22 protein-coding genes are annotated in these 26766 nt (G+C 60.0%); 15 read left to right on the plus strand and 7 right to left on the minus strand.

The genetic code is table 11. The features are described from left to right. The first annotated feature begins 85 nt into the window (after window positions 1–85). Complete coding sequence (locus F3J41_RS00560) at window positions 86–1090, plus strand: phosphotransferase enzyme family protein (RefSeq protein WP_058757981.1); 1005 nt, start codon at window positions 86–88, stop codon at window positions 1088–1090. 229 nt (window positions 1091–1319) lie between these two features. Then, window positions 1320–2459 carry an AraC family transcriptional regulator gene (locus F3J41_RS00565; RefSeq protein ID WP_104189126.1) on the plus strand — a complete coding sequence of 380 codons (1140 nt, stop codon included), beginning with the start codon at window positions 1320–1322 and terminating at the stop codon, window positions 2457–2459. Here the strand turns inward: F3J41_RS00565 and F3J41_RS00570 are convergent. Continuing rightward, complete coding sequence (locus tag F3J41_RS00570; RefSeq protein WP_241798655.1) at window positions 2341–2721, minus strand: cell envelope integrity TolA C-terminal domain-containing protein; 381 nt, start codon at window positions 2719–2721, stop codon at window positions 2341–2343. The genes F3J41_RS00565 and F3J41_RS00570 overlap by 119 nt on opposite strands. A 200-nt stretch (window positions 2722–2921) precedes the next feature. Between F3J41_RS00570 and F3J41_RS00575 the strand changes: the two genes are divergently transcribed. The 3 genes from F3J41_RS00575 to F3J41_RS00585 are packed head-to-tail and all read left to right on the plus strand — an operon-like array spanning window position 2922 to window position 4620. Then, a complete protein-coding gene (locus F3J41_RS00575; protein ID WP_021507138.1) occupies window positions 2922–3599 on the plus strand; it encodes a CsgG/HfaB family protein in 678 nt (225 codons plus the stop codon). Window positions 3600–3610: 11 nt separating this feature from the next. After that, window positions 3611–3967: a DUF4810 domain-containing protein gene (locus F3J41_RS00580; protein WP_021507139.1), complete on the plus strand. Its 357-nt coding sequence runs from the start codon at window positions 3611–3613 to the stop codon at window positions 3965–3967. After that, entirely contained in the window at window positions 3964–4620 is a 657-nt protein-coding gene (locus F3J41_RS00585; RefSeq protein WP_021507140.1) for a DUF799 domain-containing protein, read from the plus strand. The genes F3J41_RS00580 and F3J41_RS00585 overlap by 4 nt, the downstream gene beginning before the upstream one ends. A 45-nt stretch (window positions 4621–4665) precedes the next feature. Here the strand turns inward: F3J41_RS00585 and F3J41_RS00590 are convergent, their stop codons facing one another. Both F3J41_RS00590 and sbcD read right to left on the minus strand, forming a co-directional pair. After that, entirely contained in the window at window positions 4666–8343 is a 3678-nt protein-coding gene (locus tag F3J41_RS00590) for an AAA family ATPase (protein ID WP_166709677.1), read from the minus strand. After that, window positions 8340–9557, minus strand: coding sequence for an exonuclease subunit SbcD (gene sbcD, locus F3J41_RS00595; RefSeq protein WP_166709679.1), 1218 nt, complete (start codon window positions 9555–9557; stop codon window positions 8340–8342). The genes F3J41_RS00590 and sbcD overlap by 4 nt, the downstream gene beginning before the upstream one ends. Before the next feature lie 197 nt (window positions 9558–9754). Between sbcD and phoB the strand changes: the two genes are divergently transcribed. The 6 genes from phoB (at window position 9755) to proY (ending at window position 17137) form a co-directional block, all read left to right on the plus strand. Next, a complete protein-coding gene (gene phoB, locus F3J41_RS00600; protein ID WP_021507143.1) occupies window positions 9755–10444 on the plus strand; it encodes a phosphate response regulator transcription factor PhoB in 690 nt (229 codons plus the stop codon). 15 nt (window positions 10445–10459) lie between these two features. Next, window positions 10460–11773, plus strand: a complete 1314-nt coding sequence (phoR, locus tag F3J41_RS00605) for a phosphate regulon sensor histidine kinase PhoR (RefSeq protein WP_166709681.1) — start codon at window positions 10460–10462, stop codon at window positions 11771–11773. Window positions 11774–11791: 18 nt separating this feature from the next. Further along, window positions 11792–12718 (plus strand): PstS family phosphate ABC transporter substrate-binding protein, encoded by a 927-nt coding sequence (locus F3J41_RS00610; RefSeq protein ID WP_059010572.1) that lies wholly within the window; start codon window positions 11792–11794, stop codon window positions 12716–12718. A gap of 165 nt (window positions 12719–12883) precedes the next feature. After that, window positions 12884–13990: a cobalamin-independent methionine synthase II family protein gene (locus tag F3J41_RS00615; RefSeq protein ID WP_104092642.1), complete on the plus strand. Its 1107-nt coding sequence runs from the start codon at window positions 12884–12886 to the stop codon at window positions 13988–13990. 402 nt (window positions 13991–14392) lie between these two features. Further along, window positions 14393–15712: a branched-chain amino acid transporter carrier protein BrnQ gene (brnQ, locus tag F3J41_RS00620; RefSeq protein ID WP_021507147.1), complete on the plus strand. Its 1320-nt coding sequence runs from the start codon at window positions 14393–14395 to the stop codon at window positions 15710–15712. Window positions 15713–15781: 69 nt separating this feature from the next. After that, window positions 15782–17137, plus strand: coding sequence for a proline-specific permease ProY (gene proY, locus F3J41_RS00625; protein WP_058775216.1), 1356 nt, complete (start codon window positions 15782–15784; stop codon window positions 17135–17137). Between the two features lie 42 nt (window positions 17138–17179). Here the strand turns inward: proY and F3J41_RS00630 are convergent, their stop codons facing one another. From F3J41_RS00630 to F3J41_RS00645, 4 genes are all read right to left on the minus strand, one after another. Further along, window positions 17180–19132 carry an acyltransferase family protein gene (locus tag F3J41_RS00630; RefSeq protein ID WP_166709683.1) on the minus strand — a complete coding sequence of 651 codons (1953 nt, stop codon included), beginning with the start codon at window positions 19130–19132 and terminating at the stop codon, window positions 17180–17182. A 276-nt stretch (window positions 19133–19408) separates the two neighbouring features. Further along, window positions 19409–20644 carry a histidine-type phosphatase gene (locus F3J41_RS00635; protein WP_104092644.1) on the minus strand — a complete coding sequence of 412 codons (1236 nt, stop codon included), beginning with the start codon at window positions 20642–20644 and terminating at the stop codon, window positions 19409–19411. After that, complete coding sequence (locus F3J41_RS00640) at window positions 20641–21450, minus strand: inositol monophosphatase (RefSeq protein WP_058757972.1); 810 nt, start codon at window positions 21448–21450, stop codon at window positions 20641–20643. The genes F3J41_RS00635 and F3J41_RS00640 overlap by 4 nt, the downstream gene beginning before the upstream one ends. Before the next feature lie 162 nt (window positions 21451–21612). Further along, entirely contained in the window at window positions 21613–22194 is a 582-nt protein-coding gene (locus F3J41_RS00645) for an ACP phosphodiesterase (RefSeq protein ID WP_058781210.1), read from the minus strand. Window positions 22195–22298: 104 nt separating this feature from the next. Here F3J41_RS00645 and queA point away from each other — a divergent pair, with 104 nt between their 5' ends. Genes queA through secD form a run of 4 tightly spaced genes read left to right on the plus strand, consistent with a single transcriptional unit; the run spans window position 22299 to window position 26764 of the window. Then, complete coding sequence (queA, locus tag F3J41_RS00650) at window positions 22299–23369, plus strand: tRNA preQ1(34) S-adenosylmethionine ribosyltransferase-isomerase QueA (protein WP_021507153.1); 1071 nt, start codon at window positions 22299–22301, stop codon at window positions 23367–23369. A gap of 39 nt (window positions 23370–23408) precedes the next feature. Next, window positions 23409–24533: a tRNA guanosine(34) transglycosylase Tgt gene (tgt, locus tag F3J41_RS00655; protein WP_021507154.1), complete on the plus strand. Its 1125-nt coding sequence runs from the start codon at window positions 23409–23411 to the stop codon at window positions 24531–24533. A 25-nt stretch (window positions 24534–24558) separates the two neighbouring features. Beyond that, a complete protein-coding gene (gene yajC / locus F3J41_RS00660; RefSeq protein WP_021507155.1) occupies window positions 24559–24891 on the plus strand; it encodes a preprotein translocase subunit YajC in 333 nt (110 codons plus the stop codon). Window positions 24892–24916: 25 nt separating this feature from the next. Beyond that, on the plus strand, window positions 24917–26764 hold the full coding sequence (gene secD / locus F3J41_RS00665; protein WP_071813591.1) for a protein translocase subunit SecD: 1848 nt from the start codon (window positions 24917–24919) through the stop codon (window positions 26762–26764). Window positions 26765–26766 lie beyond the last annotated feature (2 nt).

A 26766-nucleotide genomic window follows, 5' to 3' on the forward strand; every position in this document is an offset into this window, starting at 1 on the left:
TGCTGTTCTGCGGTCAGGCAGTCAGGACGACCTCATCCCATGCTGATAACACTGGTTTATAGAGACTGATGCTGGAGAGTGATGAATGAGCGCCAAACAAGCCGAATCCCTGACCGATGCCGAGATCACCCTGCTGGCGCAACGTGCGCTGGCCTGCTATCCCGCCGCGCTGCACGGTGAGCTGCAATTGCTGTGCCGTTCGGAGAACGCCACCTTTTTGCTGCGTGCCGGCGGCAAACGCTACGCGCTGCGCCTGCACCGGCCGGATTACCACAGCAAAGCGGATATTCTCAGTGAACTGATGTGGCTCGATGCGCTGCGCGAGACCGGCATCATGGTGCCGCAGGCCATCCCGGCGCGCGACGGTGAAAGCGTGCTGACGCTGACGCTGGCGGACGGCAGCACGCGTCATGCGGTGCTGTTCCACTGGATTGACGGCGAGATGCCGACCACCGACGTCGATCCCAAAGCCTTTCAGCAGCTCGGTACCATCACCGCGCGCCTGCATCAGCACAGCCGCAGCTGGCAGAAACCAGAAGGTTTTCAGCGTATTATCTGGGATCATCACACCATGGTCAGCGAGCACAGCCACTGGGGGCGCTGGCAGGATGCGCCGCATCTCGATCCGGCCGATCACGGCATTATCGCAGCGGCGGTTGAGCGCGCCGGGCAGGCGCTGGCGGAATTTGGTAAAGAGCGCGATCGCTACGGCCTGATCCACGCCGATCTGCGTCTGACCAATCTGCTGCTGCACAAAGGCGAGACCCGGGTGATCGACTTCGACGACTGCGGCATGGGCTGGTATCTGCACGATCTGGCGGCCGCGATCAGCTTCGTCGAGCACCATCCGCGTGCGGCGGAGTGGGTGGATAACTGGATCCTTGGCTATGAACGCGTGGCGCACATCAGCGATGCTGAGATGGCGCTGGTGCCGACGCTACTGATCCAGCGTCGTATCCAGATGACGGCGTGGATGGGCACGCACGCCGATACCGAGATGGCGCTCAGCCTCGGGCCGCACTGGGCCAGCCATTCGGTGCGGCTGTGCCGTCGCTATCTTGAGAGCAGCCAGCTGCCGGTAGGCGCGTGACCTGCACCAGCAGAGGGCAGCGGCGCGCGCTGATGGCGTAATCTGGTGCCTGCGCATCAAGCGCGCCGGCCGTCACAGGCGCGCTGACAGGCACGCAGATCTTCGCCGGGAGCGCGCCAGCGGCGGCCAGGCGGTGCATTGCCTTGCACCGCGCGCCGCCGGGTGACGCTGGTATGAAAATTGCTGGATCCCTTCATTCTGTTATCCGCGCGATCCCTGAGAGGTTCCCATGCAATCACTCATCTCTGCTGCTGATGCCTTCAGCGCGTTTGCCACACCCGCCAGCAACCGTGGCGTTCTGGCGGCGGCGGCGACCGGTCTGAGCGCCTTTATTACGGATAAAGGCGGCGATGTCGATCGCATCTTTGGCATCAGCGGTATCGATTCCGAACTGCTGGCCAGCCCGACACTGAGTCTGGGGCTGGTGAACTATTGCCGCGTGATGGAAGAAGCGGCGCGCCACTCCGGCTTTGATAACTTCGGTTTGCATTACGGCAGGCAGTTCAAACCGCAGTCATTAGGGTTAATTGGCTACATCGGATTGTGCTCGCCGACGTTGGAGCAGGCGCTGCACAATGTGGTGAACGCGTTTCCCTGGCACCAGCACGATACGCTGACGCGGCTGGTGGACAAGGGCGACTGCTGGCGGCTCGATTATCAGGTGCGCCACGGGGCGATCCTGGCGCGCCGTCAGGATGCGGAGCTGACGCTCGGCATGTTCCTCAACCTGATTCGCCACGTAGCGGGCAAAAACTGGGCACCGCGCGAGGTGCACTTTGAACATCCGCGTCCGGAGCAGTGGCACGAGCACTGCAAAGTGTTTGATGCGCCGGTCTGGTTCGATCAGCCGTTTAACTCACTGCTGATCGCGAAACGCGACCTGCAGCGCGCCATGCCGGAGCAGGATGCGATGCTGCTGATGGTGATGCAGGATGCCATTCGCCGCCTCAACAGCAGCGCCAGCGTGCAGAGCGTGGTCGAACAGGCGCGTTCGCAGGTCAGCCTGACGCTCATTCAGGGCGAACCGGCACTGGAGGAGATCGCCGGCAAAATGGGGTTGTCGAGCTGGTCGCTACAGCGACGCCTGCGCGAAGAGGGCATCAGCTTTAGCGCGCTGGTGGATAAGGTGCGCTGCGAAATGGCCACGCACTATCTGCAGCAAAGACAGCTGCCCATCTCGGAGATGGCGCTGCTGCTCGGCTATTCCGAGGTCAGCGCGTTTTCCCGCGCCTTCCGCCGCTGGTTCGGCATCAGCCCGCGCCAGTGGCGCCAGGATGGGCTGGTAAGTCAGGCCGGTGTGGCGCAAAGCCAAACCACGCTGGCTGGTCGCGCTGCGGCGGAGGCGGTAAGCCGCGCGACTGACCAATAAGCTGCCACGCGCGCAAACACAGCGCTTCGTCGCCCTGGGTTTGCGTCACCGCGTAGCGCCCACTGTTCTGCCACTCCAGGCGCACCCAGCACTGCTGTCCGGCATAGCGCGCCGCATCGTGAAACTGCTTATTGAGCTGCTGCTGCAGTGCTTCACTCCAGTGGCAGGCGGCGCTGTCAGCATCGTCCTGCGGCTGGCACTGATTGGCCAGGCTGGGGGCCGGCGCGGACACCTGCTGGCAGGCGCTGAGCCCCACCATCATTACTAACCCACCTGATAGTCTCGCTAATTGATTAATTAAATTCATTAATAAGCCTGCATTTTCGCTAAAGATTCCTGGCGCTGCTGCCGACAGTCTACAGACCGCAGCAGGGAATGCTATGGCATTACTCTGACTGTCGGCATAACCAGAATTTGCCGCCTGGTGGCGGTGTTATCCCTTCCTTTATTCATGGACCAGAAATGCAGAAGAAATATGCCTTTGCGGCACTCTCCTTGTTAAGCGCCGCACTGCTCAGTGGCTGTGCCACCGAGTCGTCGCGCGCCATCGACGCACCTCAGGTTCGCGCCGCAAGCCAGCCGGCTTATCAGGGCGTGCGCAGCCCAATCGCGGTGGGACAGTTTGATAACCGTTCGTCATACATGAATGGGATTTTCTCCGACGGCGTTGATCGTCTGGGCAACCAATCCAAAACCATTCTGATTACGCATCTGCAGCAGACCAATCGCTTCAACGTGCTGGATCGCAGCAACCTGAAAGAATTGCAGCAGGAAGCCGACTTCAAACACAGCCAGCAGAACATCAAGGGCGCTAACTACATCATCACCGGTGACATCACCGAGTTCGGGCGCAAAGAAGTGGGCGACCAGCAGCTGTGGGGCATCCTCGGCCGCGGTAAAAGCCAGATCGCTTACGCCAAAGTGAATCTGAATGTGGTGGATGTGACCACTTCAGAAGTGGTTTATAGCGTGCAGGGCGCGGGTGAATACCAGCTGTCAGCGCGTGAGGTGATCGGCTTTGGCGGTACCGCCAGCTATGACTCTACCCTGAACGGCAAAGTGATGGATCTGGCGATCCGTGAAGCGGTCGACCACCTGGTGGATGGCATCAATAATGGCGCATGGCGCCCGGTGAAATAAGGATATTGACGATGAAATTACTGCAACTGAGCGCCGCGCTGATCGCGGCAGGCGTGCTGGCCGGCTGTGCGCCAAAAGGACCGGAGCCGATCTACTACTGGGGTGATTACCAGCAGCAGGTCTACAGCTATTACCAGAAAGACAGCGATCCGCAGAAGCAGATTGATGCGCTGAATCTGGATATCGAAAAGGCCAAAGCGGTGAACAAGCCGGTAGCACCGGGTCTGCACGCCCAGCTGGGCCTGCTGTACGCCAAAAACGGCAATACGGATAAAGCTTTCAGCCAGTTCGCCCTCGAGAAGCAGCTGTTTCCGGAATCGGCCCCGTACATGGACTTTCTGATGAAGAAAAAAGGAGTGAACCAATGAAAAAACTGATTGCCGTGTGCGGCGTATTCGCGGCGCTGCTGCTGACCGGCTGTGCCCAGAATAAGAAACCGTATGACTACAGCGCCTTCCGTGCCAGTAAGCCGGCGTCAATTCTGGTGCTGCCTGCCGATAACCGTGCGCCGGATATCAACGCGTCGCACAGCTTCACCTCGCTGGTGACCCAGCCGCTGGCGGAAGCGGGTTACTACGTGTTCCCGGTGGCGGTGGTGGAAGAGACCTTCCAGCAAAACGGCCTGAGCAACGGGCATGAAATTCAGGCGGTGAGCACGAAGCGTTTGCATGACATCTTCAACGCAGACAGCGCACTGTACATTTCGATTACCGATTATGGCAGCAGCTATCTGGTGGTTGATTCGGTGACCACGGTCTCGGCCACTGCCCGTCTGGTCGATCTGCGCAGCGGTAAAGAGCTGTGGCAGGGCATGGCCACCGCCAATGATTCTGAGAACAGCAACAACAGCAACGGCGGCATCATTGGCATGCTGGTGTCGGCGGCGATCAAACAGATTGCCAGCAACGCGGGCGACAAAGCGCACACCATTGCGGGTGTCACCAGCGCGCGTCTGTTAGCGCAGAACGAGCAGGGTGGTCTGCTGGCCGGTCCGCGCTACAAAGCGCCGGTTACGCGTTAATCTACCTGGCGCGGCGATCAGCTGATCGCCGCGCCACTTCACGCATCACTCGCCCGGCAGCTCCAGTTTACTGTAGCCGAGTCCGTTCATTTTACGCACCCGGATCTGCACCGGGATGCGCTCTTTCATCGCTTCCACATGACTGATCACGCCGATGGTTTTCCCGCTGACGTTAAGCGCATCGAGCGCATCCAGCGCGGTGTCCAGCGTTTCGGCATCCAGCGTGCCGAAGCCTTCGTCGAGAAACAGTGATTCAATGCGCGTTTTATGGCTGACCAAATCGGACAGCGCCAGCGCCAGCGCGAGGCTGACGAGGAAGCTCTCGCCGCCGGACAGCGTACGCGTGTCGCGCGTGGCATCGGCCTGCCAGGTATCCACCACTTCCAGCTCCAGCTCATCGCTGACGCGGCGCTGCAGTAAATAGCGGCCGTGCAGGCGATCGAGCTGGCGGTTTGCCAGCCACACCAGATGATCGAGGGTTAAGCCCTGAGCAAAGCGGCGGAACTTGTCGCCTTTGGCCGACCCGATCAGATCGTTGAGGCGGCTCAGCTGTGCCAGTTCCGCTTCGTCAGCGGCGATCTGCGCCAGCAGGGTTTGCTGCTGCTGACGCTGTTGGGTATCGCTGTGCAACTGCTGCTGCGCTTCACCCTGCTGGCGTGCGTTGTCACGCAGCGCCACGCGCAGCTGCTCGAGCCGGGCGGCGATGGAGCCAGCATCGGCATCGCTGAGCGCGGCCGGGCGCTGCTGCTGATGATCGCTCAGCCGCTGCGCCAGTCTGGCATGCAGCGCGGTGTGCTGCTGATGCTGCTGCTCCAGCGTTTGCAGCCGCTGGCGCAGCGTCTGCACCTCATCTTCCGCCAGCAGCGCGGCGCGCAGGGCGCTTTCGTCAGCGAAATCACTGAGCAGCAATGCCTGCCGGAAGGCGCTTTCGGCGTCCGCTGCGCGCTGCGCCAGCGTCTGCTGCTGGCTGACAATCTGTTCATACTGACCTTTCAGGCCGTGCAGCTCGCTTTGCGCCTGCTGCCAGCGCTGCAGCTGTTGCGCCAGCGCCTGGTCATGCTGTTGCAGCGTGGCGTGCTGCTGCTGACGCGCGTCCGCCACGCGCCGGTCGCCAAACAGCTGCTGACGCTGCTGCTGCTGGGCCTGCTGCTGCTGTTGCAGGTGGTTAAGGGCTTGCTGCAGGCTGGCGACCTGCTGCTGTTCACGCACCAGCGTGTGCTGCAGGCTGCTGCCTTCCGTTTCGCTTTTCGCCAGCTGCGGCTGTAGCCCGGCAAGTAACCGCTCACTTTCCTGCCACTGCTGCCAGCGCTGCTGCAGCGTTTGCAGCCAGCCTGCGCGCTCGGGCGCTGCCGGCAGGCTAAGCTGATGGGCAGCCAGCTGCTGTTCCAGCTGCTGCAATTGCTGCTGCCATGCCTGACGTTCACCGCTGACGCGCTGATCGATCTCATCCCGCTGCTGCCGGGCGCTGGCAAGCTGCTGTTGTGCCAGCTGTTGCTGCTGCTGATGTTGCTGCCAGCGCTGTTGCTGTTGCAGATGCGCGTCTTTGGCCTGCTGCAACGTGACGGCCGCCAGTTCGCGCGCCTGCAACTGCTGCTGCTGGCGGGCTTCGAGCGCGTCCTGCTGCTGCAGCCAGGCGCTGAATTCTGCGTGCTGTTCAGCGCTGAAGGTAAGCGCCAGCTCACCGCACAGCGCCTGCCAGCGCTCGCGGGTGGCGGCGATTTGCTGGTCGAGATCGGCGATTTCCTGTTGCAGCGCCTGCTGTTGCTGCTGCGACAGTTTAAGCTGCTCGCCCCGCGCGGTGCCGGCTTCCCTGAGCTGCATCACGCGGCTCTCCAGCGCGGCCAGGCGCTGCTGATTTTCGTCCGGCTGCAACTGCTGGTAGCGGTCGATGGCCGGATGCTGGCAGGAGCCGCACAGCGGGCAGGGCTGTTCCGGCTGCAGCTTCGCCCGTTCATCGGCCAGCTGAATAATCGTGCGCTCCAGTTCACACAGGCGACGCACGTCCAGTAGCGTCTGATGCTCGCGCTTGTACTCCTCGCGCAGCTGCTGCAACGCCAGCGCTTCCTGCTCAGCATGCTGCTGTAACAGCTGCAGTTTAAGCTGACGCTGCTGGCGCTGCGGCTGGAGCGTTTGCCACTGTGCCGCCAGCAGGCTGAGCTGCTGACGTACGCCGCGCTGCTGCTGATGCTGCGCCAGCGCCGTCCGCAGCGCCGGGCTGACGATCTCCGCTTCCAGCGAAGTAAGCACCTGCTCCGCCTGCTGGCGCTGCTGCTGTGCCGCGGCTTCTGCCTGTTGCAGCGGCTGTGCCGCCTGTTCGCGCGCCTGCAGCGCCTGCTGCTGCTGTTCCAGCTGGCTTTGCAGTTGTTGCTGCTGCGCGCTGAGCTGCGTCAGCGTTTGCTCACGCTCTTCAAGCCGGGCGAGTTCGGCATGCCAGCGCGCCAGTTCGCCGCCCCAGCGGGCGACAGCGGCTTCACTCAGGCGAAACGCCTGCTGCTGCGCCAGCTGCTGTTGTAAGCGTTCACTTGCCTGCTGATGCTGATCCAGCGCCTGCTGGCTGAGTAACAGGGTTTTTTGCTGTTCGCTCAGCAGCGCCTGCTGCTGCTCAAGCTGCTGTGCACGGCTGGCGATCTGCTGATCGAGCGGGATCACCTGTTCGCTCAGCAGCGTCTCCAGCTGTTGCTGTTCGGCCAGCGCGCGTTCACGTGCCTGCTGTGCGGCCTGATAGTGGCTTTCACCCTGCTGCAGCGCCGCTTGTGCCTGTTGCTGTTGCTGCTGTAACTGCTGCGCCTGCTGGTTCAGTGTCTGCTGGTCGCGCTGCAGCTGTTCGCGCTGCTGCAGTTTGTCGCGCAGCTTCTCTGCCGGTTCAGCACGCGCCAGCCGCTGACGATCGCCTTCCGCCTGCTGCCAGGCCGTGGCGGCAGCCTGCAACGCCTGCTGCGCCTGCTGTTGCTCCGCGTTGAGCTGCTGCTGCTGCGTCAGCCACTGCTGCTGCTGCTGGGCCTGCGCCAGCTGCTCGCTCAGATCCTGTTCGGTGCGGGTGAGCTGGTCCAGCTGCTGCGCCAGTTCGGCGCGGCGGGCGTCATCGAGCAACTGCACCGCACCGGCGCGGGCGCGCAGCGTGTCGAGTGCCGCGCGCGCCGTGCGCCAGCGCTCGTAGATCTGCATCGAGATGTGGCCGTAGATTTCGGTGCCGGTCAGCTCCTCCAGCAGCTCGGCGCGCTCGCCGGGTTTGGCATTGAGGAAGGCGGCAAACTGCCCCTGCGACAGCATCATCGAACGGGTGAAGCGGGCAAAATCGAGACCGGACAAGGTTTCGATGGCTTTGAGCTTGTCACCGACTTTATCGGCGACGATCTGGTTGTCCGCCACGCGCGCCAGTTCGACGCGCGGCGCCTGCAGTTTACCTTCCGCCAGGCCGCGCGCGCGGTTCTGGCTCCAGAAGGCGCGCCAGGCTTCACCTTTGATCTCAAACTCCACTTCGGCGAGGCATTCAGCGGTGTCACGCGTCATCAGCTGATTTTCGCTCTGCGACAGGCCACCAAGGCGCGGCGTCTGGTGATAGAGCGCCAGACAGATGGCATCCAGCAGCGTGGTTTTACCCGCGCCGGTGGCGCCGGTGATGGCGAACAGCCCGTTGCTGGCAAACGGCTCGCGGCGGAAATCGATAAACCACTCGCCGCGCAGCGCGTTGAGGTTTTTAAAACGCAGCGTCAGAATTTTCATGCGCCCGGATCCTCCAGCGTCGCCAGCGTGCTGCGAAACAGCTGCGTTAACTGCGCGCGCTGTTCATCCTCCAGCTGATCCTCCAGCGCCAGCCGGCGGGCAAATACCTCTTCAACTTTCAGTTCGCTCAGGGTTTCGTTCTCCAGCCGCGCCAGGCTGCGCTGACGCTGATCGCGGCTGCGGCGCACCAGCAGCACCTCAACCGGCAGCGACTCGGTAAGCTGTTCGATGCGGCGCTGCAGGTCGCTCAGGTACTCCTGAGTAGTGATTTCGATATCCAGCCAAACCGGCAGATCGCCTTCATAGGTGTGAAACGCGGTCAGCTGCTGTTCAATCTCTGCCATCGCGCCTTTTAACATCTGCATCGGCTGGAATGACGGAATAACCAGCGGTGTGACGGATTCCAGCCGGGTGCTAAATTCCAGCAGGAATACGCTTTTCTCGCGGCCCAGCTCATCAAAACTGAGCGCAATCGGCGAACCGCTGTAGCGGATGTGATCGCTGTCGGCGATGCGCTGCGCGCGATGTATATGGCCCAGCGCAATGTAGTCGGCTGGCGGGAAGGCCTGCGCCGGAAAGGCGTCCAGCGTGCCGATGTAGATATCACGCACCGAATCGCTCTTGCTGACGCCCACGGTAGTGAGATGCCCGGTGGCGATGATCGGCAGCGTACTGCCCATAGCTTCGCGCTGCACCACGGCGGCGGCATAACAGTGCTGATAGTGCTGCTCAATCGCCTGTAGCAGCGACAGCTGCTTATCGCGACCGGACTGACCCGCCTGGCTGCGCAGGATGTCGCGCGGACGCAGATAGGGAATGGCGCACAGCAGCGCGCCCGGCGTGCCGTCGCGCTGTTGCAGCGTCAGCACCTGCTGCTCGCCGCCGGGCGTGGCGCTGGTAATGACGCGGGTATTGAGGCAGGCCAGCAGCTCGCGCGATTCATTCAGCGTGGCGACCGAATCATGGTTGCCGGCCAGCACAATCAGCTGGCAGCCGCTGGGCTGCAGCGCCACCACGAAACGGTTAAACAGTTCGCGCGCGTAGCTGGGCGGCGAACCGGTATCAAACAGGTCGCCAGCGACGATCAGTGCATCCACCTGATGCTGCACAATCGCGACCAGCAGCCAGTCGAGGAATTGCTGGTGCTCGGCGGCGCGGCTTTTGCTGTAAAAGAACTGACCGAGATGCCAGTCAGCGGTGTGAATAATGCGCATGAATGCTCCGTGCCTGCTATCGCAAAGCGGCAGTATAACCGCTTAACAACGCAATGAAAAAAAAGCGAAACCGGTTGTCACAATTGCGCTTTTTATCTGATTATCATGAGGTGGGTTTTTCATAAAAGTGTCACAAAACTGACGCATAATGGCGCCGCAAATCCCCGTGACATGCCGTCACAATCGCAGGAGTAATAATGGCTAAGCGCATTTTGGTTGTGGAAGACGAAGCTCCCATCCGTGAAATGTTATGTTTCGTGCTGGAACAAAACGATTATCAGCCGATTGAGGCTGAGGACTATGACAGCGCGATTGGCAAGCTGATCGAACCCTGGCCCGATCTGATTCTGCTGGACTGGATGTTACCCGGCGGCAGCGGCATTCAGTTCATCAAACATTTAAAGCGTGAAGCCATGACGCGTGATATTCCGGTGATGATGCTGACGGCGCGTGGTGAAGAGGAAGATCGCGTGCGCGGGCTGGAAGTGGGCGCCGATGATTACATCACCAAGCCGTTCTCGCCCAAAGAGCTGATGGCGCGCATTAAAGCCGTGATGCGCCGTATTTCACCGATGGCGGTGGAAGAGGTGATTGAGATGCAGGGGCTGAGCCTCGATCCCTCCTCGCATCGCGTGATGTCCGAAACCACGCCGCTGGAAATGGGACCGACCGAATACAAACTGCTGCACTTCTTTATGACGCATCCGGAGCGCGTATACAGCCGCGAACAGCTGCTGAATCACGTGTGGGGCACTAACGTGTATGTGGAAGACCGCACCGTGGATGTGCATATCCGTCGTTTACGTAAAGCACTGGAAGTTTCCGGCCACGATCGCATGGTACAAACCGTTCGCGGAACAGGGTATCGTTTCTCTGCCCGCTACTAAACGGAGTCTTTTACCGTGCTGGAACGACTCTCCTGGAAGAGATTACTGACCGAGCTGGCGCTGGTGTGTCTGCCTGCGCTGATGCTGGGTCTGCTGGTTGGCTATCTGCCGTGGTGGCTGTTACTGGCCGTGTGCGGCGTGCTGTTCTGGCACTTCAAAAATCTGATGCGGCTGTCGCACTGGCTGTGGATTGATCGTTCAATGACGCCGCCCACCGGGCGCGGCAGCTGGGAACCGCTGTTTTACGGCCTGTATCAAATGCAGTTGCGCAATCGCCGCCGCCGGCGCGAGCTGGGCAATCTGATCAAACGCTTTCGCAGCGGGGCCGAGTCGCTGCCGGACGCGGTGGTGCTCACCACCGAAGAGGGCACCATTTTCTGGTGTAACGGTCTGGCCCAGCAGCATCTCGGGCTGCGCTGGCCGGAAGATAATGGACAGAATATCCTCAACCTGCTGCGCTACCCTGAATTCTCCCGCTATATCCGCCAGCGCGACTTTAACAAGCCGCTGACGCTGGTGCTCAATAATCAGCATCACATGGAGTTCCGCGTCATGCCTTACAGCGAAGGGCAGTGGCTGATGGTGGCGCGTGACGTCACCCAGATGCATCAGCTGGAAGGGGCGCGACGCAACTTCTTCGCCAATGTCAGCCATGAGCTGCGCACGCCGCTGACGGTACTGCAGGGCTATCTGGAGATGATGGACGATGCCGGGATGAACGAGCGCACCCGCAGCAAGGCGCTCAGTACCATGCAGGAGCAGACGCGACGCATGGACAGCCTGGTGAAGCAGCTGCTGACGCTGTCACGCATCGAAGCGGCCCCCGCCATTGATCTGAAAGAGACGGTGGATGTGCCGACCATGCTGCTGCTGTTACAGCGCGAGGCGGAAACCCTCAGCCAGGGCCGTCACAACATCCATTTCCACACCGATCCACACCTGAAGGTGTTCGGCAATGATGAACAGCTGCGCAGCGCGATTTCCAATCTGGTGTATAACGCGGTGAACCACACGCCGGATGGCACGCGCATCGACATCAGCTGGCTGCGCACCAAACAGGGCGCCGAATTTAAAGTGTGCGACAACGGGCCCGGCATCAGCGAGGAGCATCTGCCGCGCCTGACCGAACGTTTCTACCGCGTGGATAAAGCGCGCTCGCGCGCCACTGGCGGTAGCGGGCTGGGGCTGGCCATTGTTAAGCATGCGCTCGGCCACCACACCACGCGGCTGGAGATCAGCAGCGTGCCGCATCAGGAAACCTGCTTCCGCTTCGTGCTGCCACCGCGCTTGATTGTGGCGAACGGAATCCGCGAGAATGTGGCGCAGTAAACGCCACCGGACTCTGTGATGAAATCACTGCTGCTCTCTCTTTTATTACTGTGCCCGCTGCTGGCGACGGCTCAGCAAAGCATGCTGACCGGCAACCTGAGCAGCGTGGGCTCGGACACGCTGGGCTATCTGATGACGCTGTGGGGCGAAGATTTCAGCCGTCAGTCGCCGGGCGTCAACGTGCAGGTGCAGGCGGCGGGATCGTCGACGGCGCCGACCGCGCTGGCCGCCGGGGCCGCTCAGCTTGGCGCCATGAGCCGGCCGATGCAGGTGGATGAGCGTCAGCTGTTTATCGCGCGCTATGGTTATGCACCGCTGGCGGTGCCGGTGGCGATGGATGCGCTGGTGGTGGTGGTTAATCAGGACAATCCGCTGCCGTCCATCAGTCAGCCGCAGCTGGATGCATTGTTCTCCGTGACGCGGCTGTGCGGCGCACAGCAGGTGCCGCAGCGCTGGGGCGATGTTGGCCTGCATACGGCGAACTGGGCAACGCGCAGTATTCAGCGCTTTGGCCGTAACTCCGCTTCCGGCACCTGGGGCTTCTTCAAGCAGCAGGCGCTGTGTCGCGGCGATTTCCGCGCTGACGTCGCGGAGTTTCCCGGCTCGGCGGCGGTGGTGCAGGCGGTCGCCAGCACGCCGAACAGCATCGGCTATGCCAGCTTTGGCTTTCACCTGAGCGGCGTGAAAACCCTGCCGATCGTCACCGCCAGCGGCGACAGCGTCATGCCGGATGCCGAATCGATCCGCAGCGGCCGCTATCCGTGGTCGCGCCCGCTGTATATCTACGTTAACAAGGCGCCCGGCAAACAGCTGCCGCCGCTGGTCGCCGCCTTTCTGCAACAGGTGCTCTCTGCGCAGGGCCAGCGCCGCGTAACGGAGGCTGGCTACCTGCCGCTGTCCGACAGCCAGATCGCGCAGGCGCGCGCGGCGATTGCGCAAAACTAATTCACGCTGACCGATCATGAATTTTTTTCACGTCCCCTGAATTTTCTTCTATTGCCGCCGGCAGGGCGGCATGTCACTCTTATGGACATATAGCCATCCAGATGGCCAAAAATAACCGTACGCAATTATACCCTGACGCAATTATGCGCCAGTGCAGGAGTGAATATGCAACGCAACACCGCCCCGTTCCGCGCCGATACCGTCGGCAGTTTTCTGCGTCCCGCTGCCATTAAGCAGGCACGCGAGCAGTTCGCCAGTGGCACCCTCAGCGCCGACCAGCTGCGTCAGGTAGAAGACGATGCGATTCGCCAGGTGGTGGAGCAGCAGCGCGCCAGCGGTCTGCAGGTGGTGACCGACGGTGAATTCCGCCGCGCCTGGTGGCACTTTGATTTCTTTGGCCATCTGCACGGCGTCGAGCTGTTTGAGGCCGATCAGGGCATTCAGTTCAACGGCGTGCAGACCAAAGCGCACGGCGTGAAGGTCACCGGCAAAGTCGCTTTTAACCCGCAGCATCCGATGCTGGACCATTTCCGCTTCCTGCAAAGCGTGGCCGGCGATGCGGTGGCGAAAATGACCATTCCCAGCCCGAGCGTGCTGCACTTCCGCGGCGGCCGTAAAGTGATTGATGCCACGGTGTATCCGGATCTGGAGCAGTACTTCGCCGATCTGGCACAGACTTACAAAGAGGCGATCAAGGCGTTTTACGACGCTGGCTGCCGCTATCTGCAGCTGGATGACACCGTGTGGGCGTACCTGTGTTCAGGCGATCAGCAGCAGCAAATCCGCGAGCGCGGTGAAGATCCGCAACAGCTGGCGCGCATTTATGCGCAGGTGCTGAATCGCGCGCTGGAAGATAAACCGGCGGATCTCACCGTCGGTCTGCACGTGTGTCGTGGTAACTTCCGCTCGACCTGGATCTCGGAAGGCGGCTACGAGCCGGTGGCGGAAATTCTGTTTGGCAGCGTGAACATCGACGCGTTTTTCCTCGAGTACGATAATGAGCGCTCCGGTGGCTTTGAGCCGCTGCGTTTCATCAAACCCGGTCATCAGCAGGTGGTATTAGGGCTGATTACCACCAAAACCGGCGAGCTGGAAGACGCTGCACAGGTAAAGGCGCGCCTGCAGGAAGCGGCGCAGTTTGTCAGCCTCGACCAGATTTGCCTCAGCCCGCAGTGTGGCTTTGCGTCAACGGAAGAGGGCAACAGCCTGACCGAAGCGCAGCAGTGGCAGAAGATTCGTCTGGTTGTCGACATCGCACAACAGATGTGGTGATGCTGTAAAGTTGTGCAAACAGGCGCGTAAAGCGCGCCTTTTGTGCATCCCTGCGGCGGTTTCTGCAAGGAGATCGCCCGCTTTGCAGAAACTTTAAGCAAATCATCTCAGGTGTTTTCCGACTATTTCCTGCTTATCCACTGCGTTCTGACGCTTTCCTGTTATATCCTTCTGGTTTTCCGATCCTGTATTGCCTTTCTTCGCTATAAACGTTTTAATTTGCGCCGTTGTCGATTCATCCCTCTGTGAACAGAAGAAAAGCAGTTTAAATCACCTGCGCTGTACCGATTCGGCCCGCATAACGCACTGGTCAAGCCAGTTAAGCCATTGTTTTCGCGCATCCAGGGGACAACACAAACCCAACTTCCACCGCAACATCAGCTACAGGCAGTACAGAAGTTTATGACACATCGTTTAACCTCCAGGGACATCCTGGCGCTGGGCTTCATGACCTTTGCCCTGTTCGTTGGCGCAGGAAACATCATTTTCCCGCCTATGGTCGGTATTCAGTCTGGTGAACATGTCTGGATTGCCGCCTTCGGCTTCCTGATCACCGCGGTTGGTTTACCGGTGATGACCGTGATCGCGCTGGCGCGCGTTGGCGGCGGTATTGATGCGCTCAGCTCACCGATTGGTAAAGCGGCCGGTCTGCTGCTCGCCACCGTGTGCTATCTCGCCGTCGGCCCGCTGTTTGCCACGCCGCGCACCGCGACCGTTTCATTTGAAGTCGGGATTGCGCCACTGACCGGCGACGGCCCGCTGCCGCTGTTTATCTATAGCCTGGTGTACTTCGCGCTGGTGATCGGCATTTCGCTCTATCCAGGCAAGCTGCTGGACACCGTCGGCCACTTCCTCGCGCCGCTGAAAATTGTCGCGCTGACCATTCTGGGCGTCGCGGCGCTGCTGTGGCCGGCTGGCGGCATTTCGCCGGCCACCGCCGACTACCAGCGTGCGGCCTTCTCCAGCGGTTTCGTGAACGGCTATCTGACCATGGATACGCTCGGCGCGCTGGTGTTCGGTATCGTCATCGTTAATGCGGCGCGTTCGCGTGGCGTGGAAGACAGCAAACTGCTGACGCGCTATACCATGCTGGCTGGCGTGATCGCCGGTGTTGGCCTGACGCTGGTGTACCTCAGCCTGTTCAAGCTGGGCTCCGGCAGCGGCGCGATTGTCGATCAGAACGCTAACGGCGCGGCGATTCTGCATGCTTACGTGCAGCAGACCTTCGGCGGTATGGGCAGTGTCTTCCTCGCCGCGCTGATTTTCGTCGCCTGTATGGTTACGGCGGTGGGCCTGACCTGCGCCTGCGCAGAATTCTTTGCGCAATACCTGCCGTTGTCGTATAAAGCGCTGGTGTTTATTCTCGGCCTGTTCGCCATGCTGGTGTCGAACCTCGGTCTCAGCCACCTGATTCAGATTTCGATTCCGGTGCTGACGGCTATCTATCCGCCGTGCATCGTACTGGTGGTACTGAGCTTTACCCTGAGCTGGTGGAATCGCAGCACGCGCATCATCGCGCCAACCATGCTGATCAGCCTGCTGTTTGGTATCGTCGATGCCATCAAAACCACCAGCTTTAAAGATGCGCTGCCGTTGTTTAGCCAGCATCTGCCGCTGGCCGATCAGGGACTCTCCTGGTTGCCGCCGTCGCTGGCGATGCTGGTGATTGCTGCGGTGGTTGACCGGGTGAAAGGGCGTGAGCAGGTTGCCGTTCACCAGTAAACGACATCGCTGTTAATTCCGACCACGGGCTTGCCCGTGGTTTTTTCATTTCCACAGGTACTGTTTGTTATGCAAGAAACCAATAAGCTCAAACGCGGACTGAGCACGCGCCACATCCGTTTTATGGCGCTGGGATCGGCGATCGGCACCGGGCTGTTTTACGGCTCGGCAGATGCCATCAAAATGGCAGGCCCCAGCGTACTGCTGGCCTACATCATCGGCGGCGCCGTGGCGTATATCATCATGCGCGCGCTGGGCGAGATGTCGGTTAACAATCCGCAGGCCAGCTCGTTTTCACGCTACGCGCAGGATTACCTCGGACCGCTGGCGGGCTATATCACCGGCTGGACGTACTGCTTTGAAATCCTGATTGTGGCGATCGCCGACGTCACGGCTTTTGGTATCTACATGGGCGTGTGGTTCCCGGAGGTGCCGCACTGGATTTGGGTGCTGTCGGTGGTGCTGATCATCGGCGCCATCAACCTGATGAGCGTGAAGGTGTTTGGCGAAGTGGAGTTCTGGTTCTCCTTCTTCAAAGTTGCCACCATCATCATCATGATCGTGGCCGGTTTCGGCATGATTTTCTGGGGCATCGGCAACGGCGGTCAGCCGACCGGCATCCATAACCTGTGGACCAACGGCGGCTTCTTTGCTCACGGTATCGTCGGCATGCTGCTGTCGCTGCAGATGGTGATGTTCGCCTACGGCGGCATTGAGATCATTGGTATCACCGCCGGCGAAGCTAAAGATCCGGCGAAATCGATCCCGCGTGCCATCAACTCCGTACCGCTGCGCATTCTGGTGTTCTATGTCGGCACGCTGTTTGTGATCATGTCGATCTATCCCTGGAACCAGGTCGGTACCGCAGGCAGCCCGTTCGTACTGACTTTCCAGCACCTCGGCATCGCCGCCGCCGCCTCCATTCTGAACTTTGTGGTGCTGACTGCTTCGCTGTCGGCGATTAACAGCGATGTGTTTGGCGTCGGCCGCATGCTGCACGGTATGGCGCAGCAGGGACATGCGCCGAAGATGTTTATGAAGGTGTCGAATCGCGGCATTCCATGGGTTACGGTGCTGGTGATGATGCTTGCCATGCTGGTGGCGGTGTACCTCAACTATCTGATGCCGGAAAAAGTGTTCCTGGTGATCGCCTCGCTGGCGACGTTTGCCACCGTGTGGGTGTGGATTATGATTCTGCTGTCGCAGATCGCGTTCCGCCACAAAATCGGCAAAGAGCAGGCCGGTAAGCTGCAGTTTGCTCTGCCGGGCGGCAGCGCTACGGCGTGGGTGGGGGTGCTGTTCCTTGCCTTTATCATCGCGCTGATTGGCTACTTCCCGGATACGCGTATCTCGCTGTACGTCGGGTTTGCGTGGATTGTTCTGCTGCTGCTGGCGTGGCCGCTGGCGAAGAAACGTAAAGCGTAAGAAGCTTTACCGCGGGCGAAGCGAGACTTCGCCCGTGGTGCATTACCAGTTTTTCCCCAGCGCCATCTCTCCGCCGTACGGATTCAGGTGATTATTGTCGTACCAGAGCGGCATGCCCTGATGAGTGACCAGACAACCCTGCGCATTACACAACGTCTCCTGCAGTGACAACACGCGCACGCCGTGCTGCTGATAATCCTTTAACAGATTTGCCACCGATGCGTTTGGCATCTGCAACTGCTGCGTGCGTTCCGCCGCCAGCGCCGCGCCATCCTGCGCGCTGAGCCAGCTATTCAGGCTGCGGCGCAGCGGCATATTGCGGTTATGGCTGTAGCGCAGCGGATCGAGCGTGATGGTCGGCACATCGTCAATCAGGGTGATCTTTTTCCCTGCCGCCAGCAGCTGCGCCACCACGGTATCCAGCCCGCTTTTCAGCGCCTGCAGATTGTCCTGCGCCGGATCGCGGAGACTGCGGAATCCGCTGCCCGGCTGATCACTGAGGCCCGCCGCCCAGAACGCGCTGATCACCACTTCGTCTATTTTATCGCTCAGGATGATCGGCAGAACCCGCTGATTAAAATCGAGGCACTGCTGTGCATGCTGCGGTTTTTGCGGCATCGCGCGCGTGGCGTCAAGCAGGAAAGGGCAGGAGGCTTTGGTCAGCTGAAACAGCGGTTTCTGCTGCCGCCGGGCGTAATCGGCGACGTTGGCCGCCAGCGCGGCGGCATGGCTGTCGCCAATCAGCGCTATCGCCGGTGTGTCACTCTGCGGCTGGCACTGCGCATCGCGGGCGGGCCGTGTGGCGCCGTAATCCAGCAGGCAGGGATCGCGCTGGGCGGCGACTTTCCATTCGTCGCCGAGCTTCACCGCTTCACTGACGCGCGATTTCAGGCCACCGCTCTGCCACAGCAGCACCATGGCACCGGCTGCCAGCAGCGACGAGGCGCAGTAGCCGGGGATCAGCCAGCGCGTACCGCTGCGCGCCCGACGGAATGGCTGTTCAACGAAGCCCCAGGAGAGCCAGGCGATGACCAGCGCAACGGCACAGATGCTCAGCGCCTGCCAGATGCTGAGCGGCCGATCGCTGCAGATGCGCGCCAGACTGAGCAGCGGCCAGTGCCACAGATACCACGAGTAGGAAATTTTACCGATGAAGCGCATCGGCGCGTTCTCCAGCAGCCGCTGATTGAGCGGGCTGCGTGCACCGATCATCAGACAGGCCGCCAGCACCGGCAGCAGCGCCAGCCAGCCAGGAAAGCGATCGCTATGGCTGAGTAACAGCGTGGCACCGATGATCAACAGCCAGCCAGCGAGATGACAGAGGCTGGCCAGCCGGCCGGTGACGGGGCGGGGTTGCCACAGCGCCAGCAGCACGCCGGCACCCAGTTCCCAGGCGCGGGTTGGCAGCAGATAAAACGCCTGAGTGCTGGAGAGGGGCGTTAACCACAGGCAGCCGGCCAGCGACAGCAGGCTGAGCAGTAGCACCATGCCGGTCATTGTGCGCCGCAGCCGCGCGGCCAGCAGCAGAATAAACGGCAGCACGATATAGAACTGCTCCTCAATGCCCAGCGACCAGGTCATCAGCAGCGGATTGAGATCGGCATCTGCACTGAAATAGTCGCCGCTCTTCAGTAACAGCATATTGGACACCGAGAGAAACACCGCCATGCTGTATTTTGCCAGCTGGCTTAATTCCAGCGGTGATAACAGCAGATAACCGAGCAGCAGCAATACCATCAGCATAAAAAACAGTGCGGGCGCAATACGCCGGATGCGGCGTAAATAAAACTGATAAAACGAGAAGGTGCCGGCGGTAATTTCTTTACTGATAATACCGCCAATTAAAAAGCCGGAAATAACGAAAAAAATATCGACGCCAATAAAGCCGCCCGGCACGGCGCTGACGCCGCAGTGGAACAGCACAACCAATATAATGGCGACAGCGCGCAGACCATCGATATCCGGACGATAGCGCAGCGAGACAGGTACAGACATAACAGGATCCCAGTTATTCAATGTTGATTTGCGATTTTATTACTGCGGGTAAAAATAGCTCGGCGCATCCTGTCGCCGAAAAATGTAAAAAGAGAAAGGTATTACTAAGGGATGATTGACCCGTGCAGCATATCGCAGTTTTACAGCGCTAAGGCTTTTAAGGGAAAAAAAAGAAAAGTCTCAGATAACCGTGCCCATCAGCTTGCAGTTTATTGCTGTAATTTCGCTGCAGGAATAAGCCGGCGTAATCTGTCTGGCTTAACCCGGCGGCTGGCATCAGGGATAGACCACGGGGATTACCGCGCGCTGATCAATGGCGGTGCGCCAGTGCTCAAGCGTCGATTGATAAGGACACAGCGTGCCCACTGCCGTCTGGCGACAGTTTTGCTGATGCCACTCCTGGCGCAGCAGCGGGTGCTGCCGATCGATCGGCGTTAGCTGGCGCAGCGCGTCCAGACTCTGTGCCTGAAAATAGACGCGCAGCAGCAGCGTCTGCGTCTGGTTATCGCGCCAGCGCTCAAACACCAGGCTGCTGCCGGGCGGAATATTACCGCGCGCGTAGCCGGGCAGTTGCCAGCTGAAGCCGATCAGCGTGCGCAGCATGGCGATATTAGTATCGTGTGCCACCAGCAGCAGCCAGCGGGTGGAGGGCGTCGCCGCATCGTCCTGCAGGTTGCGCACTACCGCGTCGAGCAGAATCGATGCACGCTTTTGCGCGATATACGGCACATCATTACTCAGATCGTAATTGGCGGTCAGCAGCGGCAGCAGGGCGCTGATCTGCTGCGCCCGGGTGATGTTGCCCCACGCCAGCTGGCTGAACGGCAGATTTTCGCTCCAGCCGAGCCGTAAGGTTTCGGCCATGCTGGCCAGCACGCTGAGACCCTGCACGTAGGTATGGCCGCTTTTACTCTGCTTCAGCTGCCAGGGGCGATCGAAGAACGGGCAATCTGCCGCGCATACCGCCTGCCTGAGCTGCTGCACGGCGGGCTGTAAACGCTGCTGCAGTGCGGCGAGATCGCCGGCGCGCGCCGCGACCGCTGCCCGCTCCGTGGCAGCATCAGTTTGGCCGAACGGCAGTTTTTCGCTCTGAAATAGCGGATCGACCGTCCCCGCGACGTGATGAACTGCCACATCGCAGCCAGGAAAGGCGCCCTGCAGCAGCGCCTGCGCCGTGGCACGGGTGCGCTGCAGCGGACTGGCACGCACGTAGATTTGCCCGGCATCGGGACAGCCGGCGCGCAGCAGGCCGAGCTGGCGATAGTGTTCACCCTGCCAGCGACCTTTATTCACTACCGCTGCATAACCGTGTGCGGTGAGTTCGCCGTCGGCGCTGCGCCAGCGCGGCCAGGCGCGCTGGGTGGCGGCTTCGATTTCCGTGCGGTTACCTGCGGTGGGAGGACGCACGCCGTGACGGCTGATCTCTACCACTTTTTCCAGCTGGTAGCGCGGCTGCGCCTGCGCGGTGAGCGCCAGCAAAGCCAGCAGCGCGCTCAGCAGCAGACGTGTCATAACGTTGGCTGTGCCGGCAGCAGCGCTTTGAGCTGCGGATAGAGCACCGCGTTGGCCAGCAGCACCGGATTACCCTGTTGCAGGCCATGGTGGCTGAGATAATCGTTGGTGACGCCGCCCGCTTCGCGCATCAGCACAATGCCAGGCAGGCCATCCCACGGATTCATGTGCGCTTCGTAATAGCCAATCAGCCGGCCGGCGGCCGCCCAGGCGCTCATCAGCGCACCGGAACCGTTGCGGATAAACATGCCGCCCTGCGCCAGCAGCTGGCTGATAAAGGTGGTCAGCGGTTCAATCGGCTGGCTGTTCGAGCTGCTAAGGCCCAGCAGCCCCTGGTCGAGCCGCTGCGCGCTGTGTGCCTGAATGCGCTTGTCATTCACCCAGGCACCTTTGCCGCGGCAGGCGTGGAAGGTTTCCTGATGATTAGGATCGCTGACTACGCCAATCACCGGCTGATTGTCGCAGACAATCGCCAGCGAGACGCACCAGTTGTGCAGGCCGTTAAGAAAGCTGCTGGTGCCGTCAATCGGATCGATGACCCAGATAAAGCGCGCGCCGCTGACGTCACCGCCGCTCTCTTCACCCAGCACCGCATCGTCAGGAAAACGCTCATGAATCAGGTGTTTTACCAGCAGCTCAACGTTGCGATCCGCCTCACTGACCACATCCTGCAAATCCTTCTTGTGCTCCACCACCAGCTGATGGCGCTGCTGATACCACGCCAGCGCGCGGCTGGCGGCGGTTTTCGCCACCTCACAGGCATAGTGATAACGGGCATCTAATTCGGTTAGCGTAGCTGATGACATTTTTCCCTCTTATCATTCACTGGCAATCGACGTGGCGAACCACGCCGGATAAAGCGCCATGGCTGTGTGACTGGCTTAACAAAAGTTAAGCAAGGCTTCATTAAGCCGCAGATGGCTGCGGCTGGCAAGGGGAGGCAATGCGGGGCAGCGGCAAATTGTGCTTCACAGCTGCCGGGCGCGCGCGGCGGCCATCAGGCGTGGATAGAACTGGAAAAACAGCGGTTCGAGCTGGGTGTAGTGGTCGACAAAATCCTGATAGGAGTCGCGCAGCGCCGCCAGCCGTGGCCGGCGATGCGCCATGCCGCTTAGTACGCGCGCCAGCCGCGCCGGGTCAGCATAGTGTTCAAACCAGCGTTCGCGCCACATTACCGCGTTGAGCTCGATAAAATCGCCCGGCGTGCCGGGCAGTTGCGGCACAATGTCGCGCTCGGCGGCAGCGCTAAAGGCGGACAGCGACTGCGCCGGATGCAGCTGATCCCAGTGGCGCGCCAGGAAGTGGTCCCAGATCACGTCGAGGGTAATTGGCGCCACGCGGCGCGTTTCGGCGCGGAACAGCTGACGCGCGCTGCGCACTTCCGGCAGGTTATCGGTCAGCACATCAATGCGCCGGTGCAGGGCAATACCGGCCACCACCGGCTGCGGCCACTGCGCCTCAACGTTGCCGCGCACGAAGTCGGCCAGCAGATTACCCAGCAGTGAGCTGTCGGCCAGGGTTGCGAGGTGAAGGTGAGCAAGAAAGTTCATGGCGCATTATAGGCAGAATCACACCGGCGCAGCCAGTTGTTCAGAATTGCCCACTTTTCCGCTAAACTATGCCGCCTGTTTTTTGAGTCCTGAAGAAGTGATGCATGCGTGTAGCCGATTTTGCCTTTGAATTACCGGAATCTTTGATCGCCCACTATCCGCAGGCGCAGCGCAGCGGATGTCGCCTGCTGTCGCTGGATGGCCCGAGCGGGGCGCTGAACCATGGCGTGTTTACTGATGTGCTGGATAAGCTCAATCCGGGCGATTTGCTGGTGTTCAATAATACCCGGGTGATTCCGGCGCGCGTCTATGGCCGTAAAGCCAGCGGCGGCAAAATTGAGATGCTGGTTGAGCGCATGCTGGATGACAAACGCGTGCTGGCGCACGTGCGCGCCTCCAAAGCGCCGAAGCCAGGTGCCGAATTACTGCTGGGCGACGACGAAAGCGTCAAAGCCACCATGCTGGCGCGCCACGATGCGCTGTTCGAAATTGAGTTTGCGGACGATCGCGCGGTGCTGGATATCCTGAACAGCGTCGGCCATATGCCGCTGCCGCCGTACATCGATCGTCCGGATGAGGAAGCTGACCGCGAGCTGTACCAGACGGTCTACAGCGCGCGCCCCGGCGCGGTGGCAGCGCCGACCGCCGGTCTGCACTTCGATGAGCCACTACTGGCGGCGCTGAAGGCGAAAGGCGTGGAGATGGCGTTTGTGACGCTGCACGTCGGCGCTGGCACCTTCCAGCCGGTGCGCGTAGAGAACATCAACGATCACATCATGCACTCTGAATATGCCGAAGTGCCGCAGGACGTGGTGGACGCGGTGCTGGCGTGCAAAGCGCGCGGTAACAAAGTGGTGGCGGTGGGCACCACCTCAGTGCGATCGCTGGAGAGCGCAGCGCAGGCCTGCCAGGATGGGCTGATCGCGCCGTTTTTCGATGACACGCAGATCTTTATCTATCCGGGCTATCACTACCAGGTGATTGATGCGCTAATCACCAACTTCCACCTGCCGGAATCGACGCTAATTATGCTGGTCTCGGCGTTTGCCGGTTATCAACACACCATGGCGGCTTATCAGAGCGCGGTGGCGGAGCAGTACCGTTTCTTTAGCTACGGGGATGCGATGTACATCACCCGTAATCCACAGGCTCCCGACGAAATCGTTGGTGGCTGAGTAATCAGACTGTTTCTCTGATTATTGAAAGAGGTCAATGTGAAATTTGAATTAGATACCACCGACGGGCGCGCGCGCCGTGGCCGTCTGGTCTTTGATCGCGGCGTCGTGGAAACCCCGGCGTTTATGCCGGTCGGCACCTACGGCACGGTCAAAGGCATGACGCCGGAAGAAGTGAAAGAGACCGGCGCGCAGATCCTGCTGGGTAACACCTTCCATCTGTGGCTGCGTCCGGGGCAGGAGATCATGAAACTGCACGGCGACCTGCACGATTTCATGCACTGGCAGGGACCGATCCTGACCGACTCCGGCGGCTTCCAGGTGTTCAGCCTCGGCGATATCCGTAAGATCACCGAAGCCGGCGTGCATTTCCGCAACCCGATCAACGGCGACCCGATTTTCCTCGACCCGGAAAAATCGATGGAGATTCAGTACGATCTCGGCTCCGACATTGTGATGATCTTCGACGAATGTACGCCGTATCCGGCGGACTGGGATTACGCTAAACGCTCGATGGAGATGTCACTGCGCTGGGCGCAGCGCAGCCGCGACCGCTTTGACGCGCTCGGTAACAAAAATGCGCTGTTTGGCATTATTCAGGGCGGGGTTTACGAAGATTTACGTGATGTCTCGGTTAAAGGTCTGGTAGAGATTGGCTTTGATGGGTACGCTGTGGGCGGCCTGGCGGTGGGTGAACCGAAAGAGGACATGCACCGCATCCTGGAACACGTCTGTCCGCAAATTCCGCAAGACAAACCGCGTTATTTGATGGGCGTCGGCAAACCGGAAGATCTGGTGGAAGGCGTTCGCCGCGGTATCGATATGTTTGACTGTGTTATGCCAACGCGTAACGCGCGCAACGGCCATCTGTTCGTCACCGATGGCGTGGTGAAAATCCGCAATGCGAAATACAAAGATGACACCGCGCCGCTGGATGCGGAGTGTGATTGTTACACCTGTCGCAATTACACGCGCGCCTACTTGCATCATCTTGATCGCTGTAACGAAATACTGGGCGCACGTCTGAACACCATCCACAATCTGCGCTATTACCAGCGTCTGATGGCGGGTTTACGCCAGGCCATCGAAGAGGGTAAATTAGAGCACTTTGTTAGCGAGTTCTACCAACGGACGGGCAAAGCGGTTCCACCGTTAAACGTCTGATAATTCTATCAATGAGGGAAATTTAATGAGCTTTTTCATTTCTGACGCCGTGGCCGCAGCTGGCGCTCCGTCTCAGGGAAGTCCGTATTCTCTGGTGATCATGCTGGTGGTTTTTGGTCTGATTTTCTACTTCATGATCCTGCGTCCACAGCAGAAGCGCGCCAAAGATCACAAAAAGCTGATGGATTCCATCTCTAAAGGTGATGAAGTGCTGACCAACGGTGGCCTGGTGGGCCGCGTAACGAAAGTGGCTGAAACCGGCTACATCGCTATCGCCCTGAACGACACCACTGAAGTAGTGATTAAACGTGATTTCGTGGCCGCCGTTCTGCCGAAAGGTACAATGAAGGCGCTGTAATTTATTCTTCCCGAAGGGAACTGCCGTGTTAAACCGTTATCCTTTGTGGAAGTACATCATGCTGGTCGTCGTGATTCTCGTCGGCCTGCTGTATGCGCTTCCTAACCTTTATGGTGAGGATCCGGCCGTTCAGATCACTGGTGCGCGCGGTGGCGCCGCCAGTGAGCAAACGTTGGATCAGATCCAGACCGTATTAAAACAAGACAATATCCAGAGCAAATCCCTCGCGCTGGAAAATGGTGCCATTCTGGCCCGTTTCGCTAACACGGATATTCAGCTGCGCGCGCGTGAAGCCATCACCAATGCGCTGGGCGAAGATTTCGTTGTGGCCCTTAACCTGGCCCCTGCCACACCGCGCTGGCTGACCATGCTGGCCGCTGAACCGATGAAACTCGGCCTCGATCTGCGCGGCGGCGTGCACTTCCTGATGGAAGTCGACATGGATACTGCCCTCGGCAAGCTGCAGGAGCAGAATGCTGATGGCCTGCGCAGCGATCTGCGCGAAAAAAATATCCCTTACACCAACGTTAGCAAAATCGCTAACTACGGCACCGAAATACGCTTCCGCGACGGCGCCAGCCGTGATGCGGCCATCAGCTATCTGACGCCGCGCCATCGCGACCTGGTGATCACCAGCGCTGGCAGCGACACGCTGCGTGCGGTGATGACCGATGCGCGTCTGAGTGAAGCGCGCGAATATGCGGTGCAGCAGAACATTAACATCCTGCGTAACCGTGTGAACCAGCTGGGTGTTGCTGAGCCGCTGGTACAGCGTCAGGGCGCTGACCGCATCGTGGTTGAGCTGCCGGGTATCCAGGATACCGCGCGTGCTAAAGAGATTCTGGGTGCTACCGCAACGCTGGAGTTCCGCCTGGTCAACACCTCGGTGGATCCGAGCGCAGCCGCCAGCGGCCGCGTGCCGGGTGACTCGGAAGTGAAAAAGACGCGTGAAGGTCAGCCGGTGGTGCTGTACAAGCGCGTGATTCTCACCGGTGACCACATCACCGACTCGACGTCCAGCATGGATGAGTACAACCAGCCGCAGGTGAATATCTCGCTTGATGGCGCCGGCGGTAACATCATGTCCAACTTCACCAAGGACAACATCGGCAAGCCGATGGCGACCCTGTTTGTGGAGTACAAGGACAGCGGTAAGAAAGATGCGAACGGTCGTGCGATTCTGGTGAAGCAGGAAGAAGTGATTAACGTGGCGAACATTCAGTCGCGCCTCGGCAACAGCTTCCGTATTACCGGTATCAGCAACCCGAACGAAGCGCGTCAGCTGTCGCTGCTGCTGCGTGCCGGTGCGCTGATTGCGCCAATCCAGATTGTGGAAGAGCGGACCATCGGTCCAACCATGGGCCAGCAGAACATCACGCAGGGTCTCGAAGCCTGTCTGTGGGGTCTGATTGCCTCCATCATCTTTATGGTGGTGTTCTACAAGAAGTTTGGTCTGATTGCGACCAGTGCACTGCTGTGCAACCTGGTGCTGATTGTCGGCATCATGTCACTGTTACCGGGTGCCACGCTCACCATGCCGGGCATTGCCGGTATCGTGCTGACGCTGGCGGTGGCGGTGGATGCTAACGTGTTGATTAACGAACGTATTAAAGAAGAACTGCGTAACGGACGCTCGGTACAGCAGGCGATTCATGAAGGCTATAAAGGCGCCTTCTCCAGTATCGTCGACGCCAACGTCACCACGCTGATTAAAGTTATCATTCTTTATGCGGTCGGTACCGGCTCGATCAAAGGGTTTGCGATTACCACGGCTATCGGTATCGCGACTTCCATGTTCACCGCTATCGTCGGCACCCGTGCCATCGTTAACCTGGTGTACGGCGGCAAACGCATCAATAAGCTGTCTATCTGAGG

This window comes from Pantoea sp. Ap-870 (genome assembly GCF_011752515.1).
Taxonomy (GTDB): domain Bacteria; phylum Pseudomonadota; class Gammaproteobacteria; order Enterobacterales; family Enterobacteriaceae; genus Pantoea; species Pantoea dispersa.